Below are 19,975 nucleotides of genomic sequence, written 5' to 3'. Positions count from 1 at the left end.
GAGAGTATATTCACGAATCCCGGTTTCATGCTATAACCTCGCAGCAGCCTGACATGGGGATTATTTCGTAAGCTTCATAAAGTAGATTCCTATACCCAGATTATAAATGGCATGGGCAATAATCGATGAAATCAACGAATCCGTAAAATAGAACAATAAAGCAAATATCAGGCCATTAATGAATACTAATGCGTAAGCCAAATGTACCCCTTTATACTGTGGGATATGAATAACCCAAAATAAAAAAGTACTTATGACAATCACAACTCCATCAAGGAAAGAGCCATAACCTGTAAACAGTCCAATTAATACGCCCCTGAAGAAAAATTCTTCTACAATTCCTCCGCCCAGTGAGCTGACGGCAATGCCGCTTGGAGTTCTCATGATATTACGTATAATCTCCGTACCTTCCGACTGAGGAAGCACCGTTTTAGTTGTTATGATAAGACCGACTGAGATAAGCACTACAATCGTACCCACGAACAGACCCAGCAACGTAACTTCAAGAAAAGACATCCCACTGGGAACAAACAAGGACTGGATATAGGGAATGATTTCACCCCACCGGAAAATTGCAATGAGTGCTGCGCCTAAAACCAGAAATGGCACTAAACCTAACCCAATCTGGATCAGCCATTTATTATGTTGCCGAGTACTTAATTCACTCAATTTCTATTCCCCCCTTCCTTCAAACTGGTTGTTATAAAAGACATGAACCGCTTCAGCAAAAAATTCAGCCATATCATCAGGCAACAAAGCTCTTAAAATGTCCGATGGTTTGTTGGAGCCCCGATCTGAATGAAAAAGCTCGTTCATAGATACCGGAACAAGGGCTAATACTTCCTGTAACTCCCGCTGTACTTCTTGACTATCAGGACGCAGTCCGCTGTCAATGGATGTCTGAAAAAGAGACAATAACCTCCGGTTTAACCGATCGAATGCTATCTGTTGCTGTTTATTTTTGGGCATGATTTTATCTACCGTGGTTGCAGGGAAGTATTGTTGTAAAATCGTTCTTTGATCTTCTTCTAACCGGATCGCATTCATGAGCAACATCAGATCTTCATTGCTCAAATCGCCCGTTTCATTCATTACCTTCTTGATTCGGGCTATCATGTCCAAGGATTCGTTTATTATTTTTCGCTTATCAAGAAGCACAGCCTCCTGCATTTCCACCATTTCTCCAAAAGAATACACGGTCTCTTCAAGCATTTGTTTGATTTCGGTTAGCGGCCAGCCCATACTCTTAAGCAACTGTATGTTATAGAATTTCTTGAGATCATCTCTAGCATAAATTTTCTGATTGGCATCGTTTTTCTTTCCGGGAACAAGAAGCCCGATTTTCTCATAATGTCTTAGTGTCCTTATCGTCGTATTAACAGCGCTGGCGAATTTGCCCACCGTGAGCTCCATATAATCCCCCCATGTATTACCGTTTTAGATTTATAAGTACCGTGTTTTTTTATTATAAACTGTGACGTAACGTCCTACTCAATCCCTAATATTCAGGGTGGAAGGCTTCGCAAGCAAAACAGGCGCTATCCGTTAACGGACAGCACCTGCTCGGCGTAATCTATAGGACTTGTATCTATAAAATCTACTTATACATAATAGCTAAGCAGCTTCGCATCGACGCCGTGCCTGGCGATCAATCCGTCCAGCATCTTGGACCAGTCATGGTCTGAGGTGCAGCGTTCCGGCTGGGCTTCGAACCAGGCAACCGACCGCTTCACGCCTTCCGCGAACGGCAGGGTGGCCTGGAAGTCAGGCACCAGACGTTTGATCTTGCTGTTGTCGAATACACTGCTGACTGCCTGATCCCCGACCAGTCCGTCCGCCGTTCCCGCTGGAGTATTCGCAGCAATGAAGTCCGTAGACATGTGTACAACCTTCGGCTCACGGCCGGCTGCCTCCCCGATGGCGGCATAGATCTGATTCCAGTTCAGCACCTCATCCGAGGTAATATGAACCGCTTCTCCAATCGCTTCCTGGAGTCCCAGCAAACCAACGAAGCCTTTGGCAAAATCCGTATTATGGGTCAATGTCCATAGAGAGGTGCCATCGCCATGAATAACGAGCGGCTGTCCCTTGCGGATGCGTTCCACCAAGGACCATGGATGGCTCCAGCTGGTCAGCGCCGCCGGAATGGCTGTATCTCCGTAAGTATGCGAGGGACGGACAATCGTCACCGGGAAGCCGCTGCTCTGGTACGCTTCCATAAGCAGTTCCTCGGAAGCAATCTTGTCCCGGGAATACTGCCAGTAGGGATTCACCAGCGGAGTCTCTTCGGTAATCAGATAATTACGCTGGGGCTTCTGGTAAGCGGAAGCCGAGCTAATATAGATATACTGCCGCGTCTTGCCAGTGAACAGGTCAATATCTGTCTGCACATGCTCTGGCGTGAAGGCAATCCAGTCGACTACAACATCGAAGTCATACCCCTTCAGCGCTTCGGATGCCTGCTCCTTGTCACGGATATCACCGTGTATCACCTGTGCACCCTGCGGCACGAAGCTGCTGCGTTCTCCACGGTTGAACAGATACAGTTCTATTCCCCGTTCCACTGCCAGCCGGGAAACCGCCTGACTAATAAGCCCCGTTCCTCCGATAAATAGAACCTTCATCTGTATCCTCCCTCTCTCTTAACCGATAATTTCATCAATTCGTGTCAGTATATCCTCATTCAGCTCAATGCCGGAAGCCTTTACATTCTCCTCCACCTGCTCAGGGCGGCTCGCGCCCACCAAGGCACTGGATACATTAGACTGGCGCAGAATCCAGGCCAGTGCCAGGTTGCCTACAGAGATATCCAGTTCAGCGGCAACCTTGCCCAGCTCCTGAACCTTCGTAATCTTCTCCTCCGTAATTCCTTTACGCATCCAGTCGAGCCGGGCAGCCCGGCTGTCTGCCGGAATATCGGAGACCGAGCTGTATTTGCCGGTCAGCAGACCTTGAGCGAGCGGGGAGAATACGACTTGTCCGATTCCCTTGCGCAGCCCAAGCGGGATAATCTCCTTCTCGATATAACGTTCAAACATATTATAGACCGGCTGATTGACCACGATATGATCCAGCAGATACCGGTCGGCAACCGCAAAAGCTTCGGTCATCTGCGCCGCTGTCCATTCACTGACTCCCACATACATCACCTTGCCCTGACGGACCAGATCATCCAGTGCCCGCAGCGTCTCTTCGATCGGGGTCTCCGGATCATACCGGTGACAGTAGAGCAGATCCACATATTCAGCGCCCAGCCGCTTCAGGCTGGCATGGCATTGCTCGGTAATATGCTTACGGGACAGGCCCCGGTCATTGGGCCCGTCACCCATTACCCCGAATACCTTGGTCGCCAGGACATAGGATTCGCGCGGATAGCTGCTTAGGGTGGCTCCCAGCACCTTTTCCGCCGCCCCCTTCTCATAGACATTCGCGGTATCAAAAAAATTAATGCCCAGGGAGTAAGCGGTTTCAATGGCCTTAACGGCATTGTCCTGCTCTACATAACCTCCGTAGGTCAACCAGCTTCCCAGGCTGATCTCACTGACCTTAAGTCCGGTCCCACCTAATCTGCGGTATTTCATTAATCCCTTGCTCCTCTCTGAATCCGGCGGGTCCCGCCAACCGGTTGCTATATGCACCTATTCATTCTAGAACAATTTGGTAGAAATAGAAAGCGGAGCGGACGGCTCTACCGTTCCGCTCCACTTCTGCAGATAGATTCCAGATGAACATTCAGCACACGGATCACACGTTGTTTATTCATCCGGTCAGGCTCAAGCATGGCATGAAGAGCCAGGCCATCAATCAGGGCATATAGCCGCTCGGCTTCATCGCCCTTGTCCAGCCCCGGCTTGAAGAGCGCATGATGATCCAGATAGTCAATAATTTGGACAATCAGCGGATAGATCGCATCATTAAGCTCAGTAGCTCTCTCCCCGCCAGTCTTGAGATGGAAGGTAAATGCGAACCATACCTCCATCTCAGCCATGCTGCTGTCGTCCGTAGGAAGCAGCTCGAGCAGCACCTGCAAGATCTGCTCCCGTGGAGGAAGCTCCGACTGCATAATGTACACAATTCTCGCTGTTACGCGCTCCTTCACCAGATTCATAGCAAACTCCAGCAATTCCTGCTGGGTAGAGAAATAATGGCGCAGCGCACCCAAGGATACACCCGCCTCGGCAGCAATATTACGCACTGTAGCCCCTTTGATTCCCTGCCGGATAATGACCCGCCAGGTGGCTTCGGCAATATTCGATTTTCGTTCGGAATGATCTACAATTTTTGGCATGACCATATTGTAGCATACCGGAATTGATAAGCACAATTTAAATAATACGGTTGTATTATTTAAAATCCGCTGATATACTTCGACTAAGCTATACTTACTATCAACTATAACAAGGGGTGCGATATGAATCTGGTTGCATGGGCGATTGTTACCTGTGAGGTATTGTTCTGGGTGGTTATTCTTGCAGGCTTTACAGCGCGTTATATCTTCAAGCGGCCAACACTGGGGCTGATTTTGCTGGCGATGACTCCGGTCCTCGATATCCTTCTGTTGATGATCTCCGGCGTGGATTTGGCACAAGGTGCTACCGCTACGACAGCACATGCGCTTGCAGCTGTGTATATCTCCGTGTCCATTGTATTCGGTAAAAGCATGATCGCCTGGGCCGACGAACGCTTTCGCTACTATGTTACCAAGCAAGGAGCGAAGCCGGCCAAGCGTTACGGCATGGACCATGCCAAGCATTATTTTCAGGGCTGGGTGAAGCATTTGCTCTCTTTTGTGCTCGCTGCCGGTATTCTCTATGGTCTCATAATGTGGATTGACGACGCCGCCCGTACGGAAGCCCTGTTAAGTATCCTGACCGTATGGTCCGTGGTGGTCGGTATTGACCTGATCATCACTGTTACTTATTTCATCTGGCCCCGACAGGCCAAGCGTTCAAACTAAGCCGGCTAGACGCCGGCTCTTATATTTTTCACCGTCCGCTGTTCCAGTGAGAAATCCTTGTATATTCTATCCCCGCCATCGCCGGTAGGGGCTTGCGCTAACAATCCGACCTTGACCGTATCTCCCACCGGAAGGGTAAAGAAACGCATCATATCAAACTGTACGCCATCCGTCGAATAATGAAAAGCAAAAGCATTCCCGGACCTTGCGGCCTGCAGCCATACCTCATTGCCCTCAATATTGCAGCCATTCGCGTCATCCGAGGTCTGGTTCGTAACTACGCTGACCACCGCATGGGTATCGAAATCTGTCAGCTCAAAGCAGGCCTTCGCCCAGACCGACAGATCCTGCATCATCATAATGGAAGAAGAATCGTACGTGTCCCGGAAGTCATGACTCACCTTCACCCGCAGCACGAAATCCCCGGATACTTCAGTATAGAAGAACGGCGCATTAGTCAGATTCTCAGGCGTCAGCCCTTCTTCCGCAACTGCCCCGTTATTGCAGAAAAAATCGCTTTTTGCAGGCGCACTCATAATCACTGTATCTTCCTCAAACCGGATCGTCCCTTCATTCATCCACTGGTATGCTGCGAAATTAGTCTTGGTCATTTGGTAGTCCTCCTATTTTTGGATCTTTCCAATTTATTGTAAACGCATTCTTATACTATAGCAAAATGGCAAACCTGCCGGAAACCATATTTTAACAGACTCCAGAAAATGAGGTTGACTTAAACCATGGTTTAAGTCGTATCCTATAACTGTCGACACCTAAATAATCACTTGGAGGTCTCCAGATGAACTATTATTCCATTGGCGAAGCTTGAGGTGGCACCGCCGGCCGTAAATACAGATCTCGGCGGAACAGGGCTGCATGTACACGGCGAGCCGTTAGCTGCGTTCACGGACGGGATTTTCCAGGGACTCGCTGAGGGACTCCAAGAGATCGGATACGGCACTTCTGTGGACCGACTGCGCATGTCACGGGACCAGATTGACGAATATGCAGCCCAAATGTATGAGGCGACGAAGAGCTTTATCGAATAAAAAAAGAATCGCACCAAAGAGACCGTCTTAGGGTAGACGGTCTCTCTGTGTGCGTATACGTTATTTAGGGAAAGCCTGCTTACATCAGCTTCTTAATCTTTTCCACCGGTAACTCCAACGCTTTGGATACCTCTTCCGGGGTAAATCCGTGAAGCAGTAATTTACGGATAATCTCCGCCTGGCCTTGTTCTATTCCTTGCTCTATTCCTTGTTCTATTCCTTGTTCTATCCCTTTTTCTATTCCTTCAGCTATACCCTCTTCATATCCCCAACGCTTCCAGGCTGGCATGAGTTCCATAATCGCTTCACCCTCCTCCGGGTATTGTATCATTAATTCTTTTATGATCTCTTCATCCTGGGCCCGGTCCGGCTTGAAATATAAATCTGCCACTGACATCACAAGCGCCAGCCGACCTTGATCAAGTCGTGTCTTCAGCTTCATGAACATGCGCAGGAACTCCCGGCGCACTTCTCTTGCTTCTCTTGTAGTATACCCCATCTTGGCTAGTAACGCAGCAGCCACTGCATTGTCCGAATCAATAAATCTTCGCCAGTTCTGCTTACGCAATTCCACCTTTAGAAACTGGAAGCGCAAAATCTGGTGCTCAGGAATAACCATCTCCAAGGTGTCCTGCTCTTCTCTGATCTCATCTGAAGTGAAGATGGCAATCGGAATAATCAGCTTATGCTCTTTGCGGTAGCGCTCAAACAGACGGCTGAAATAGATAAACATCCGTTCATGAAACCGGTTATCCCGATACGACTGCGGCTCTAGATGAATTAGAATATAACCGTCCAGTCCTTTGTAGCGGATTTCCAGCAGCAGATCCAGCTCCCGCGCTTCCTCGCCAACAATATCAACCAGCAATTCCTGCATCAGAAACCGGGTTTCACTATAGTCCAGCATTGCATCAAGCTCAGGAAAAAACAACTCAATAAATTCCTGAAAGAACGTCTCTAGCAGCTTCTTAAAAGCCTCATCATGCGGTATGGGTATTTTAGTCGCCTCCTGTTATGTACAGCTTGTTTGTTGTGAGTATATTCCAATTAAATGGAATTCGGTATAATAAAACGCACATGCGTTCTTGTTTCGTCCGTTAAAAAAAGAGCAGCCCGATTAAATGGCTGCCCTTGTCTGATCAGAAGCATTAGCTTTATCTATCTAACCTACTCCTTATCCGCTTCAACAAGCTTATCCATGAGCCGGATGATCATCACTACAGCTTCAGCACGGGAAGCAGATTCCTTCGGTTTAAAGGCGCCGTTGCCTTTCCCAGAGACAATTCCCGCATTAGCGAAGGCATTAATTGGCTCTGCCGCCCAGCTTCCCGGGAGGTCAGAGAATAGTGCCGCCGTGCCGGGAACATAGCTCGTAAGACGCGCCAGCATAGTCACAGCTTCCGCACGGGTGATCTCCTGCTTAGGGTGGAAGGAACCATCGGCGTAGCCCTGAATGACTCCATGCTCTTGAAGCGCCGCAAGTGCCTTCGAAGCCCAATGCCCCTGCGTATCGGAGAATCCGTTCCCCTGTGAGCCGGTTAAGCCAAAGGCTTTTGTGAGCATTACAGCAAACTCAGCGCGTGTTACTTTGGCTTCAGGATGGAACGAACCATCTGCATAACCCGTTATCATCCCCATGCGGGCTGCGCGTTCAATGAACGAGGCACTCCACAGCGTGGAAGGCACATCCTTGAATGAAACAATAGCCGCTGTCTGGCCTTTTGCAACTATAGATTTAAGCGTATCTAAGTCCAATCCATCTTTAAGCACAGGCCTCGTTACGGTTGGCTTCATAGGACCGGCAGTTATAGCTGGTGTCGGTTTCGCTGTCGGTGTTGCTGTTGGTGACGATGTTGATGCTGGCGTTGCTGGCGTTGTTACCGCCGGCTTTGGTGTTGGCGTTGCTGCCGGTGTTACTCCCGTTTGTGGCGTTGGTGTTGGTGTTGCTGTCGGCGTTGGCGTTACCACCGGTGCCTTTCCTCCCTCAACCACGATGGGAATCGCAACGGTTAAGCCGCCGAAGGAAGCTGTAATCGTTACTCCATCCCCCGCTGCAACACCCGTAATGATCCCCTTGTCCGATACCGAGGCGACCCCAGGATCTGAGGTCGTCCAATGGACCTGATCTGTAACCACTGTACTTACTCCATTGTCATATACCGCTGTAATCACGGAAGCCGCTTGTTTGTTCACCTGCAAGGTGTGTGTACCAGGATCGGCGGCCAGCTTCAGTAGCTTAGGCAGCGTACCTTCTGTCTGAACAGTTACCGATAACTTCACCGGCGGCAGGTTGCCGTAATTCGCCTGGATGGTCGCCTCGCCCACTTCAACGGCATGAATGATGCCCTGGGCGTCTACTGTAGCTGACTGTTCATTAGAAGATGTCCATATGGCTTGGTTCGTGACATCGGCCGTGGAGTTATCGCTATAGGTAGCTGTAAGCACCGTTGCGTGCTTATCACCAACATTCAGCTTCAATTCGGCCGGGGCTACGGCCACGGAGGTTAGCGTCCGCTCATCTTTTTTCACAATCGTATAGTTGTCAATTAATTCTGCGCTTTGCGTAGTGCGGGCTTGGATTACGATCTTGTCATGGCTCACCTGAATGGCAGAATAGACCGGAACATCCTCGTCAAACATGAAATCCAGATACTCGTATTTGCTTCCATCGTAGAACTTCCAGCCAGACGCTCCGCCGTCCAGATAGACCGTTCCTTGCTCTCCGCTTGGCAGTGGCTTGCCTTTGCTCATCGGATAGGTCCGAGCATATACATGGTCATGGCCTTCCAGCACCAGATCGACCTTCAATTCTTCGAGAATAGGGGCAAAATAAGTCTGCGTGTATTCAATCAGATCGCCGCGTCCATCTTCGGTATGATAGGCAGGTTTGTGGAACATGACAACTTTCCATTTTTTGTTGCTGGTTAGTAGATCCTCCCGCAGCCACTCCGCTTGCTTGCCCATCGTGACTTCGTCTGCTTCTGAGTTCAGTACAATGAAATGCACCTCTCCTGAATCGAACGAATAGGCATACTCCTTCTGGAGCTCAGGTCCGTTAACAGGAAGCCCCAAGGCTTTGGCGAAAATGTACTTCCCTCCCCCTTTTACATCATGATTCCCCATGGCATACGCGGAAGGAACAGAGGAGGAATAGATCGACGAGGCTTGCCAGAACTGGCTCCATTCATTCAAAACCGCCCCGTCATCGACCATATCACCGCCATGCATAACGAACTGGGTACCCGGATAATTGGTGAACGCATTCTTGATCAATTGCTGATAGGTCTCCAGCCCATTGTCCCCTTTGGTATGCGAATCGGTTACAAATACAAAGGAAACAGGCTTGTCCGGCGCAGCCTCCACCGTCTTATAATTGTTCCAATCGCTCCAATGGCCATCGTAGCCAACTCTGTAATGATAGCCCGTACCCGGCTCAAGACCCGTGACTAATGCGTTATGAAACTTGATTTCGCCCATAGGTCCGCCTGCAACCTCAGGAATGACCTCCACCTCGGAGAGCGCACGCTGCATGGCTGCTTTTGCCGGAGCATTCGCCAGGTCACTATCCACCCAATCACTATCTTTCATATACTGGATGTAAGCTTCTTGAACGGTTGGCGCGCTCTGCCACCCTACACTCAGCATCGTCTTCATATCTTCGGTAACAAAGGTCTGCACATATTGCGGATCTTCCCCGCCAAATGGAGCTACAACATTCATACTGATACTCTCGCTTGTCCCGCCATCCTTGACAGCCTGCACGCTCCAGGTGCCAATGGCAAGGTTCGTCAGGGACGTATGGATCTCTCCCAAGGCATTGGTCAAGCCTATTCCTGTGCTAAGATCACTCTGCTCCACATCTGTGGATGAGATGTAACCCGCCTTGCTGCCATCCGGCAAATACACCTTGATGAATCCGGAGGCACTGCCTGCTGTGGCGAACATCCGCGCGTTTTTCTCAACATTAAGGAGCACTGCGGACGCTGAATCGGCTTTGGCATATACTTTGGACCCATCGGCGGTTACATGCACATAAGTCTGAGGACCGCTGGTATCGGTAAAATCAATCCCGGCTCCTTCCACCGGCGCTCCTGCGCGAGAGGTAACCGTGATGATATTCTGCGTGTTCAGGGCTGATCCCTTGATGCTGATCTTGTAAGGAAACCCGATCTTATAAGGAAGAGGGGAGGCTAAGGAAGGAACTGGCATTCCGCTTCCATACCCGAAACTGCCCTCCACCATGGTCATCTGCTTAGCTGTCTCTCCGCGCTCCATTTTCGCAGACCGGTTCACTTCAAAATCAATACTTGCCAGCGCATCCGCCTGATCCCCTTGCAGTCCCTCGGCACTGACTTCAACATAGCCGCCTGTATTATCGAGGGTCGTCTGCACATGGCTGAGGCCGGAGCGTGCAGTAATCACATTTGCCTGCAATGTCTCTGGATCGAACTTGATTCTGGCATGAAAGCTCTTGGCTTCGCCTACGTCCGTCGCCTTCAGCTTCAGCCGGTAGGTCTCATTACTAACAGCCTCCTCCGGGGCTTCCAAGATAAATCTGGCCCCATGCTCAATCTGAAAAGCATATTCGGCCGCTGCTGGATTGCCGGCCCTATCCTTCACTTCTGCGAGCACCTGATGATAACCTCCGGCCAGCGGAAGAGCCGGGTGATAGGTAATCTGCTGAAGATTCAGATCATAGGCATACGTTGACGATGCCACAGCCTGACCATCCACCGTTAACCGGATGGAATCCGGATCAATGCCCGACTTGGCATCCTTCGCTGATAGAATAAGATCAGAGACAGGAGCGCTCAAGGTTTGATTAGGAGCCGGTGCCGCCGGAGTTAACACAGGCACATCCATATCTTCATTAATGGGCTCATCATAGATCAGCCTGACGTCATCAATCCAAATGGAGCCTTTATTCTTTTTGCTCATTTGTCGTTCTTTCATCTGGAAGTAGAAGGCCAGGGTACCCGGCATGGTCAGGTCTGAACCTATATCCGCCTCAACATACTTCCACCCGCTCCAGTCTATCCCGGTCTCTTCACTCCTGATTTCATACGTTTTGGATTTGCCGGTGGAAGAAACGTAGAACTTGGAGGTAAGACCATGACCTTCCTGATTGGCATATACCCACATCCCGATTCTTTTAGGGGTTCGGTTAGTCAGCGCTAGCTGAGTTGCTGGCCCAACGGCAACCTGAGAGGGGTTATCGGTTATGCCAATGAAATCATAATCAATCCGCAAGGACTTCGCTCCGCTATGTACGTATTTCGGGTTCGACTCCAGCGCCAGACTGCCGCTATGAATGCGGGCACTATCAAAGGTTAAGTCCGCTAAGCTCACCTGTTCAAAATCCTCAACCTTCACGACCCCGCTGGTCTCCGCTGCCTCCCCAAAGGCAGTCGGTAACGGAGATAGAGCTGGGGTAAGGGTGGGAAGCAGAACCGTCATAGCCAAGATTCCGCTCCATACTTTCTTTACAAATGGATAATTACTCACGAACTTTCACGCTCCTTGTTGTCTGTTCTAGTAGTCAGCATAACGGCGTAATATGTTCGTAGAATCATCACAATGTAAGCATATTAAATTTTATTGTATTAGACAGCAACAGCAATCGCCTTCAGGGCCGGGGAGATCCATAGCTCGGCCCCCGTTGCCTGCTGAACCTCTTCTACAGTCAGACCCGGTGCGATTTCCATCAGCATCAGCCCTTGGTCCGGGATCACCTCAATGACCGCCATTTCAGTGACAATCGTATTTACGACATGCACCGCTGTCAGGGGCAGCTTGCAGGCTTTGACTATTTTCGGCTGCCCGTCCTTGCTTACATGATCCATAGCGATAATGACCCGCTTGGCCCCAACTACCAGATCCATAGCGCCGCCCATGCCCGGCACCTTTTTCCCCGGAATCATCCAGCTTGCCAGATTGCCCTGCTCATCGACTTCAAGCGCACCCAGCACGGTAATATCCACATGCCCTCCACGGATGATTGAGAAGGAGACCGCGCTGTCAAAATAGCAGGCGCCGGCCATCGTGGTCACGAAGCTGCCGCCAGAATCGATACAGTCGATGTTTTCCTCAGACTTCGCCGCCTTGGGGCCTACCCCGAGAATTCCGTTCTCCGCCTGTAGCATAATCTGGACATGATCAGGAATATAGTCTACTGCCAGGGTCGGCATCCCGATCCCCAGATTCACTACATCACCGTCTTTGAACTCCTGGGCGATTCTTCTCACAATAAATTCCCGGTTATTCATGCGTATTCCCCACCTTTACAATAGCATCAATCAAAATTCCAGGGACGTTGACATGATTGGGATCAATCTCCCCGAGCTTAACATAAGTATCTACCTCAGCTACTACATAATCCGCCGCCATCGCCATCACGAAATTGAAGTTCCGGGAAGAGCCGTCAATCACAAGATTCCCCGCCTCGTCCGCCTTATGGGCCCGGATCAGTGCCACATTTGCATGGAGAGGCAGCTCTAGCAGATACTCCCTCCCGTCGATATCAAGCTTTCTTTTGCCTTCCTCGACAATCGTTCCTACTCCTACAGGAGTTAACACACCGCCCAGCCCCGCTCCTCCGGCCCGGATTTTCTCAGCTAACGTGCCCTGCGGAAAAAGATTCACCTCGGCTTCCTTAGTCATTAGCAGTCTTCCGGTCTCTGGATTGGAGCCGATGTAGGAGGCATAGATGCGCTTGACCCGGCCGCTTTTAACCAGCTTATAGATCGATAATTCCGGGGTGCCGGTATCATTGGAAATTAGCGAGAGCTGACTGGCTGACTGCGTCTCGACAAGCGCACGCACCAGCTCTTCGGGGTGGCCTCCAGCCAGAAAACCGCCAACCATCACGGTATCTCCATCCTTCACCCTCTTCACGGCGTCTTCGGCGGAGATTAATTTGTTTATCATAGATTTCAGGCTCCTTGTTCATTATTTGGAGACAAGCTGGTTATTGGAGATAATCATGAATGACTTTCCCATAAGGCAGCGTTAGATCGGCAATAAAATGCTTTCCCCCGTGATACGTCTTCACCGGTAAATCGGCCACAGGGGCACTCACATGAGGAATCAGGCTTAAGCGGGCCGGCCCGGTCCAAGCGCCCTTTACGTGAACATCTTCAAGAGTGTAGGCAACCAGCTGCGCAATCTTAGGGGTCCCATCCACATCGGGAATCAGCTTCAGATTCACTTGGGTTTTGGCGATAGCTCTAGCAGTGTCCTCTGTATCCAGCAGGTTATGCTTATAAGGCATCGTTCCCACGGCCACCAGGACATCGTTATAGTGCAGCGTGCCGGTCAGCGTCTCTGTGCCTGCAACGGTCAGGCGGGGAGAGGCCCACTTTTTGGGGAACCCCCAGATTTCCCGTCCTCCCAGAATGGCAGGCGCATTATCCAGATACATCTGGGCTACAAAATTGCAGGGCTCCCCCTGAAAGGTACACGGAATCACGATCCCGCTCTCCTCATAGCTTCCCAGGCCCGACGAATCAGGCATCTTGATCCATTCATAAGACACGGTGTTACTGCCATCCGGCTGCAAGGGTTCCGGGACCGCCTGTCTGATCGCCGCAGGGTCGGATTCATAAGTGATGACCATAAATTCACGGTCAATGAAGCGGTAGGGCGGACGCCCGTAACCCGGACTAGCCGCAGGCATGGATTGCAGCGATAGCACCTCTTTTGCATTCATAATGATCTTAAACTCCCTTTCTGTCAGAATTGTGTTAATAACGTGCGTTCTCAACCAGCATGGCAATGCCCATCCCCGTTCCGATGCACAAGCTGGCTATACCGTAATGTTTAGAGCTTCGGACCATTTCATGGACCAGCGTAACGAGTACCCTGGCTCCGCTGGCCCCGACAGGATGTCCAATCGCTATCGCGCCGCCGTTAACATTCACCTTCTCCGGGTTAATCTCAAGCTCATGCAATACCGCGATGGCCTGTGCCGCAAAGGCTTCATTAATCTCGAACAAATCGATGGCCTCAAGAGGAATGTTCTGGTTCTTAAGCAGCGACTTAATGGCCCTTACCGGACCCATCCCCATATACGCAGGGTCTACGCCCACCAGTGAATACCCCCTAATATAAGCTAAAGGCTCTACCTCATGCTCCTTGCATTTGTCTTCCGACATGACCAGCACAGCAGCCGCTCCATCATTGATCCCCGAGGCATTCCCAGCAGTAACCGACCCGTTTTCCTTAAAAGCTGGCTTTAGATGAGCAAGCTTTTCTATGCTGACCTCTCCTCTTACATGCTCGTCCTCCGAGAACCATACGCTTTCCTTTCTAGTGGTGGTCATCACGGGCACAATCTGCTCGGCAAAAACCTGGTTCCGTTTAGCTTCGGCGGCCTTGATCTGGCTGTCATAAGCAAATTCATCTTGCTCCAATCGTGAAATATGATATTTCTCAGCAATGTTCTCGGCAGTAATACCCATATGATATTTATTGATCGGACAGGTCAGGCCGTCAGACACCACGGTATCTACCAGCTCGCTGTTCCCAAGTTTATAGCCGTTTCTTGCATTTCTCAGGACATAAGGGGCATTCGACATACTCTCCATCCCTCCGGCCATGAGGATACTCCCTTGTTCAGCCCGAATAGAGTTGTAAGCTAAAGCGACGGCATGAAGCCCAGAACCGCAAACGGTGTTAATAGTTGTTGCAGGGACTTCAATCGGGAAACCGGCTTGCAGCGCCGCCTGTCTGGCAGGATTCTGGCCCTCTCCCGCCTGAAGGACATTGCCCAGATAGATCTGCTCCACTAACGCAGGTTCTACATGGCTTTGCTGAAGGCAGGCCGTCATCACATTTGCTCCTAATTCTGTAGCACTAAGTGTCGAAAGTCCGTTGTTAAACGAACCAACTGCAGTCCGTAAGGGACTTACCAATGCAACTCTGTTCACAAAATTTCACATTCCTTTCTGATGGTATTGGACTTACATGCGGGTATTTATCACGATGTATGAGAGAGTATGCATTACGGCTTAGATCGGCTTAATCAGTTTGATTAGCTTGATCGGCTCAGCCGCCTTGATCGCCTTCCTCCATCTGATTATTTGGTATTTATTTACATATTTAGTGTAAGTCTAAACGCAGGTTTCCTCAACGCTCAAAATTATACATAATTTTACATATGGATACCTCTAGGCCCTTGTACACTCCCCCAACGAAGTCATACTATCATTTCCTTTGATATTCTGGTTATTAATGGTTATTTCAGAAAAACGCATGAAAACATACCAAAAGAGTTCACATCCTTTGTAGCGGATTTCCAGCAGCAGATCCAGCTCCCGCGCTTCCTCGCCAACAATGTCCACGAGTAATTCCTGCATCAGAAACCGGGTCTCACTGTAGTCCAGCATGGAATCCAGCTCAGGAAAAACAACTCAATAAATTCCTGAAAGAACGTCTCCAGCAGCTTCTTAAAAGCCTCATCATGCGGTAAGGGTATTTTAGTCGCCTCCTGTTATATCCTGCTTGTCTCTTGTGAGTTTATTCCATTTTAGTGGAATTCGACATAACAAAAGGTACATACGTTCTTGTTTTATCTTCTCTGCAATGAGTTCAATCTAGACAGCAAAATCTCACATTCCCTTCTTATGGTATTGGATTTACGGCAAAACGCCTCCGCCAGTTTCACTGGTCATGGAGGCGTTATGTACAGTTCTATGTAACACTTCGGGTTATACCTACTATATAGCGAAACAATATTAACAATGCAGGAATGCTGTTCCAGAGCTATGGAAGAACACTCACAGATTATTGCGCAGTGTTAGCTACCTGCCCGTCCATCAGTATGATTATCCTGGCATTCCCTGCTTCATCATACAATGTCGAAAGCATCTGTATGTCCCTGAGCGCATCTCCGGTGAGCGAGTTCCATTCCTTAACTGCCCTTTCATACAACTGTCCTGATTCGGAGTTGTAGTAATAATCCATATATTTGTCATTCTCTATGGCAGCTTTCGTTCCATACAGCTCTTTAATCCTTGTCTTACTCATCCCTAATTCTGCTCCCCTAGCGGTCCGGTAGACCCCCTGCGGTTCTCCCGCCATCGCCATGGAGACGACCTTATTATCTCGATAGATTACACTCACTCCGAATTCATAAGAATACGAATTAGGCAGGCCTACCGTACCCTTCCCCAGCACCTTCTCTGCGGCCTTGCGGCTCATACCATAGCTAACCCTTTCCTTGCTATTATCTGCCTTGAAGATGGCCATGTCCTGTTTGGAGAATGTATCCGGCTCCATACTAACGGCTTCATTATTACCGCAGCCAGGCAGTGCAAACAGCAGAAGAATGACTGTCCAGACTGTATAAACTCTTTTGAAATTCAATATTTTTCCTCCTAAGGTTAATATCAAATAACACTACCACAAAATTCTTTATCAGGCTATACAACCATCCCTTAAACTCGAATATAGGCTGTCCAGACTTCAGAATGCATAAAGAAACCGTTCTTTATAAAATGGATGACGATGACTGGTATCTCCATTTTACCAATAGAACGATTTCTTCATGTGTTTCAAGAGTATCTATTCATAGTTAAGTGGACGAACTGACCTGTGGATAACCTACTTCAGTAGCATCAACGCTCAGAACACCCGCTTCTTATCCTTCTCCTCGATCAAAATCTGCACCGATTCCTTGAACCGGATCGCATGAATGATCTCCCGCTCGCGCAGGAACTTGAGGCTGTCCTGCAGATCCACATCGTCGGTCATGTCAATCAGCCACTGGTATGTAGCCCGGGCCTTCTCCTCTGCGGCGATGTCCTCATACAGGTCAGCGATCGGATCGCCTTTGGCCGCAATGTAGGCGGCTGTGAACGGAACACCGGCAGAGTTGTTGTAGAACAGCGCATGATCCCGCTGCGCATAGTTCGGGCCTAAGCCTGCGGCTTCCAGCTCCTGCACCGAGGCATCCTTGGTCAGCTTGTAGATCATTGTGGCAATCATTTCCAAATGGGCAAATTCCTCGGTGGAAATATCCGTTAGTACCCCAATTACCTTATCGGGTATAGCATACCGCTGGTTCATATAGCGCAGCGCCGCAGCCAGCTCGCCGTCCGCACCGCCGTATTGCTCCATCAGATACCGGGCCATCCGCACATCACATTTGCCGACACGCACCGGGTATTGCAGCTTTTTCTCATAGATCCACATTCGTGAACTTCCCCCTCCTTAAGGCTATTTCATTTCCGGCTTCATGTCTTAGACTTGCCAAGGCCAGGGACTCTCGATCCATTGCCATGGAGCCTTAGAATAGGCACGGCCGAAATTCTGCAGAGGTCCGTATAGCTCCTGGAACTGGTTCGCCAGCTTGGTGCGCTCATAGGTCAGCTGATTGAACTGCTCAATCGCCTTCACATCCTCCGGATGAGTATCCAGGAACAGATTCAGCTCGACGAGTGCAAAATCAAGGACCTGCAGCTGCTCCAGCATCTCGTAATAACGGGGCTCACAAGGATTAGCTTCCATAGCCTACTTCCCTCCTTTGAACTTGGACTCATAAGGGCTGTATAGCGATGGCCATAACGTTCCATGCTTAAGCGCCTCCGGCAGGGAGAACTGCGGCAGATTCGGGGGCTGAAACGTGACGAATTGATTCGGCGGCACAACATACGTCTTGAACGGCACCGGCGGACAAGGATCAAACGGTCCCCTGTACGGTGTCCATACACGATCCTGGGAGTTCAATGATCATTCCTCCTCTTAATTGTTGAGAGCATACCTTCATGCTTCCAGATCTTTGACAGTTACCTTCGTAACTAACTTATGACCGCTCCTGAAGGGAAAAGAACCCCTGCGCAAAAAAACAAGGTACATCAGCAGCCCTGTCATGGCTGCTTGATGTACCCTGTTGTAAAGGTAGCCGCTATTCCGGCGGCTCTTCAGCATACTCTCTCTTCCTCCGCGTCCTCTGTATCCTCTTCGGCTGCAGGCGGAGCTTTCCACTGGGTATTAACTTACCTCATTTAAAGCGCATCACATCACGGGTAAGAACACATCTCTCCTGCCTGCTCCTTATCAAGTACCAGCCGACGATAAAATTGACCTGATTGTGGTTCTGGACACACTCTTTCTCAGGGGATATTGTTGATGTTGTTTCAATATCTCTTGCATGGAGGAGTGTACGCAATGATTAGACAAGCAACCGCCGATGATTGGAAGGAAATATCCTCTTTACTTGACCTGTTGGGATATCCTAATACCGGCTCTTTTATTAAAGGCAATATAGAAAAGTTAATCGCTCATCCTGACGAAGAGCTAATGGTATATGAAGATGAGGGACGAGTTGTAGCTTGCATTTCGTTGCATTATATTCCCCAGCTAGCTCTTCCAGGGGACATTGCTTGCATTAGTTATCTTGTTGTTGATTCAACAACAAGAAGTACAGGCATTGGACGTGAAGTTGAAGAATACGCAAGCCAGGCAGCTAAAAAGAGAAACTGCGACAGAATCCAGGTACATTGCCATTCCCGGAGGGTTGACGCACATCGGTTCTATAATCGGCAAGGTTTCTCAGAGTCTCCAAAATACTTCACAAAGATGTTATAACAAAAGAGCGCGGAATAACTCCGCTTACTCTTTATCTTCTTCCCAACCTTCCGCATCCTCTTCAGGCTCTGGAGAAGGCTCGCGGTGGATGTTGATCCGGGTGATCCGCAGCCGGGTGGACTCCTCCACCTCGAAGGTGACATCGCCAACTACAACTTTCTTGCCCTTGGACGGATTGCCCTCCAGCTCCTTGAACAGCCAGCCGCCGATGGAATCCACCTCGTCATCCTCAATTACAACGCCCGTGAGATCGTTGACGTCTTCAATCAGCATCCGGCCCTCCACGGAGATGTAATCCCCGTTACGCTCCACGCTGGGACGTTCATCCTCGAACTCGTCATGCAGATCGCCGACGATCTCCTCCAGGATCTCTTCAGCGGTCAGCAGCCCCGCAGTTCCGCCGTACTCGTCGACTACCAGCGTCAACTGGGCCTTGTTCTTCTGCATCAGTCGCAGCGCATGGCTAATCTCCATCGATTCCGGTACATTCAGAATCGGCCGGACCAGGGAAGCCAGATCATTTTGCTGCTCAGGTGGGGCGAACAGCAGATCCGTGATATGGATGAAGCCGATAATCCGGTCCTTATCTTCTAAGGCCACCGGATAACGCGAATGCTTCGTTTCCGTAATGATCCGCATGTTCTCCTCCAGCGGAAGATTGCTGTATAGTACATCCATATCGGTACGCGGCAGCATCACCTCACGGGCAAGCAGGTCCGAGAATTCGAAGATGTTGTCCATCAGCTTCATTTCATCCTGATCGATCACCCCGCTCTTCGCGCTCTGATTCATCAGAATGCGGATTTCCTCCTCTGAATGGGCAGCCTCAGCTTCACTGGCCGGCTCTACGCCGAACAGTCTCAGCAGAGCGTTCGCTGACGCATTCAGCACCCAAATGAAGGGCAGAAACAGATTATAGAAGAACATCAGCGGAGCGGACAACAGCAGTGCCGAGCCTTCTGTTTTTTGGATAGCCAGCGATTTCGGTGCCAGTTCCCCCAGCACAATATGTAAGAAGGTAATAATGGAGAAGCCGACGATCACAGATACCGTAGAGATTAACGTTTGGTCAGTAACACCGATCTGGTACATCAGAGGCTCCACCAGGAGTTCCGAGATCGCCGGTTCCCCGACCCAGCCGAGTCCAAGAGAAGCAAGTGTAATCCCGAACTGGGTGGCTGAGAGATACGAATCCAGCCGCTTGTTGACCTTCAGCGCATATCCGGCCATTTTGTTGCCTTCGCTGACCAGCTGGGTCAGACGGGATTGTCTGACCTTGACCAGTGAGAATTCCGCCGCAACGAAGATACCATTTAATAATACGAGCACCAGAACGAGCAAAAGATTAAGCACTAATCTTCCTATGTCAAATTCCGTATGCACT

20 protein-coding genes and 1 pseudogene are annotated in these 19,975 nt (G+C 49.8%); 3 read left to right on the top strand and 18 right to left on the bottom strand.

The genetic code is table 11. The annotated features are described in order from the left end of the window. Positions 1-60 precede the first annotated feature (60 nt). From C162_RS07095 to C162_RS07075, 5 genes are all read right to left on the bottom strand, one after another. Positions 61-669 (bottom strand): CPBP family intramembrane glutamic endopeptidase, encoded by a 609-nt coding sequence (locus C162_RS07095; RefSeq protein ID WP_036692857.1) that lies wholly within the window; start codon positions 667-669, stop codon positions 61-63. A gap of 3 nt (positions 670-672) precedes the next feature. Continuing rightward, positions 673-1,413, bottom strand: coding sequence for a MerR family transcriptional regulator (locus C162_RS07090; protein WP_036692855.1), 741 nt, complete (start codon positions 1,411-1,413; stop codon positions 673-675). Positions 1,414-1,601: 188 nt separating this feature from the next. Next, positions 1,602-2,624 carry an SDR family oxidoreductase gene (locus tag C162_RS07085; protein WP_036692853.1) on the bottom strand — a complete coding sequence of 341 codons (1,023 nt, stop codon included), beginning with the start codon at positions 2,622-2,624 and terminating at the stop codon, positions 1,602-1,604. Between the two features lie 18 nt (positions 2,625-2,642). After that, positions 2,643-3,581, bottom strand: coding sequence for an aldo/keto reductase family protein (locus tag C162_RS07080; RefSeq protein ID WP_036692849.1), 939 nt, complete (start codon positions 3,579-3,581; stop codon positions 2,643-2,645). Between the two features lie 107 nt (positions 3,582-3,688). Beyond that, positions 3,689-4,288: a TetR/AcrR family transcriptional regulator gene (locus C162_RS07075; RefSeq protein ID WP_036692942.1), complete on the bottom strand. Its 600-nt coding sequence runs from the start codon at positions 4,286-4,288 to the stop codon at positions 3,689-3,691. Between the two features lie 123 nt (positions 4,289-4,411). Between C162_RS07075 and C162_RS07070 the strand changes: the two genes are divergently transcribed. After that, the gene (locus C162_RS07070) at positions 4,412-4,957 is read left to right on the top strand and encodes a hypothetical protein (RefSeq protein ID WP_036692848.1); all 546 of its coding nucleotides are present in this window, start codon (positions 4,412-4,414) and stop codon (positions 4,955-4,957) included. 5 nt (positions 4,958-4,962) lie between these two features. On the opposite strand, the gene C162_RS07065 is transcribed toward C162_RS07070, so the two are convergent. Beyond that, a complete protein-coding gene (locus C162_RS07065; protein ID WP_036692846.1) occupies positions 4,963-5,568 on the bottom strand; it encodes a DUF1349 domain-containing protein in 606 nt (201 codons plus the stop codon). Between the two features lie 210 nt (positions 5,569-5,778). On the opposite strand from C162_RS07065, the pseudogene C162_RS07060 reads away from it, so the two are divergent. Then, positions 5,779-6,003 (top strand): annotated as a pseudogene (locus tag C162_RS07060) (short-chain dehydrogenase); the annotation flags it as partial. 79 nt (positions 6,004-6,082) lie between these two features. On the opposite strand, the gene C162_RS07055 reads toward C162_RS07060, so the two are convergent. The 11 genes from C162_RS07055 to C162_RS07005 all read right to left on the bottom strand — a co-directional run bounded on the left by C162_RS07055 (position 6,083) and on the right by C162_RS07005 (position 17,730). Beyond that, entirely contained in the window at positions 6,083-6,994 is a 912-nt protein-coding gene (locus tag C162_RS07055; protein WP_256706354.1) for an Rpn family recombination-promoting nuclease/putative transposase, read from the bottom strand. 176 nt (positions 6,995-7,170) lie between these two features. Then, positions 7,171-11,508, bottom strand: coding sequence for an S-layer homology domain-containing protein (locus C162_RS07050; RefSeq protein ID WP_036692839.1), 4,338 nt, complete (start codon positions 11,506-11,508; stop codon positions 7,171-7,173). A gap of 98 nt (positions 11,509-11,606) precedes the next feature. Beyond that, positions 11,607-12,269 carry a 3-oxoacid CoA-transferase subunit B gene (locus C162_RS07045; RefSeq protein WP_036692836.1) on the bottom strand — a complete coding sequence of 221 codons (663 nt, stop codon included), beginning with the start codon at positions 12,267-12,269 and terminating at the stop codon, positions 11,607-11,609. Next, a complete protein-coding gene (locus tag C162_RS07040; protein ID WP_036692833.1) occupies positions 12,262-12,930 on the bottom strand; it encodes a CoA transferase subunit A in 669 nt (222 codons plus the stop codon). Before C162_RS07040 ends, C162_RS07045 begins: the two co-directional genes overlap by 8 nt. Before the next feature lie 40 nt (positions 12,931-12,970). After that, positions 12,971-13,711, bottom strand: a complete 741-nt coding sequence (locus tag C162_RS07035) for an acetoacetate decarboxylase (protein ID WP_036692830.1) — start codon at positions 13,709-13,711, stop codon at positions 12,971-12,973. Positions 13,712-13,745: 34 nt separating this feature from the next. Further along, positions 13,746-14,930, bottom strand: a complete 1,185-nt coding sequence (locus tag C162_RS07030; RefSeq protein ID WP_036692828.1) for an acetyl-CoA C-acetyltransferase — start codon at positions 14,928-14,930, stop codon at positions 13,746-13,748. Between the two features lie 240 nt (positions 14,931-15,170). After that, a complete protein-coding gene (locus tag C162_RS07025; protein WP_036692827.1) occupies positions 15,171-15,389 on the bottom strand; it encodes a hypothetical protein in 219 nt (72 codons plus the stop codon). A gap of 397 nt (positions 15,390-15,786) precedes the next feature. Next, a complete protein-coding gene (locus C162_RS07020; RefSeq protein WP_036692825.1) occupies positions 15,787-16,368 on the bottom strand; it encodes a hypothetical protein in 582 nt (193 codons plus the stop codon). Between the two features lie 258 nt (positions 16,369-16,626). After that, complete coding sequence (locus C162_RS07015) at positions 16,627-17,196, bottom strand: manganese catalase family protein (RefSeq protein WP_036692823.1); 570 nt, start codon at positions 17,194-17,196, stop codon at positions 16,627-16,629. A gap of 48 nt (positions 17,197-17,244) precedes the next feature. Further along, positions 17,245-17,511, bottom strand: coding sequence for a spore coat protein CotJB (locus C162_RS07010; RefSeq protein WP_036692822.1), 267 nt, complete (start codon positions 17,509-17,511; stop codon positions 17,245-17,247). Between the two features lie 3 nt (positions 17,512-17,514). Then, on the bottom strand, positions 17,515-17,730 hold the full coding sequence (locus tag C162_RS07005; RefSeq protein ID WP_036692819.1) for a spore coat associated protein CotJA: 216 nt from the start codon (positions 17,728-17,730) through the stop codon (positions 17,515-17,517). 441 nt (positions 17,731-18,171) lie between these two features. Between C162_RS07005 and C162_RS07000 the strand changes: the two genes are divergently transcribed. Beyond that, positions 18,172-18,591 (top strand): GNAT family N-acetyltransferase, encoded by a 420-nt coding sequence (locus C162_RS07000; RefSeq protein ID WP_036692940.1) that lies wholly within the window; start codon positions 18,172-18,174, stop codon positions 18,589-18,591. Positions 18,592-18,615: 24 nt separating this feature from the next. On the opposite strand, the gene C162_RS06995 is transcribed toward C162_RS07000, so the two are convergent. Then, a complete protein-coding gene (locus C162_RS06995; RefSeq protein ID WP_036692817.1) occupies positions 18,616-19,974 on the bottom strand; it encodes a hemolysin family protein in 1,359 nt (452 codons plus the stop codon). Between the last annotated feature and the right edge of the window lies 1 nt (position 19,975).

Origin of the sequence: Paenibacillus sp. FSL R7-269, assembly GCF_000517865.1 — a bacterium.
Taxonomy (GTDB): domain Bacteria; phylum Bacillota; class Bacilli; order Paenibacillales; family Paenibacillaceae; genus Paenibacillus_AQ.
This window is presented reverse-complemented; position numbering and strand designations above follow the sequence as displayed.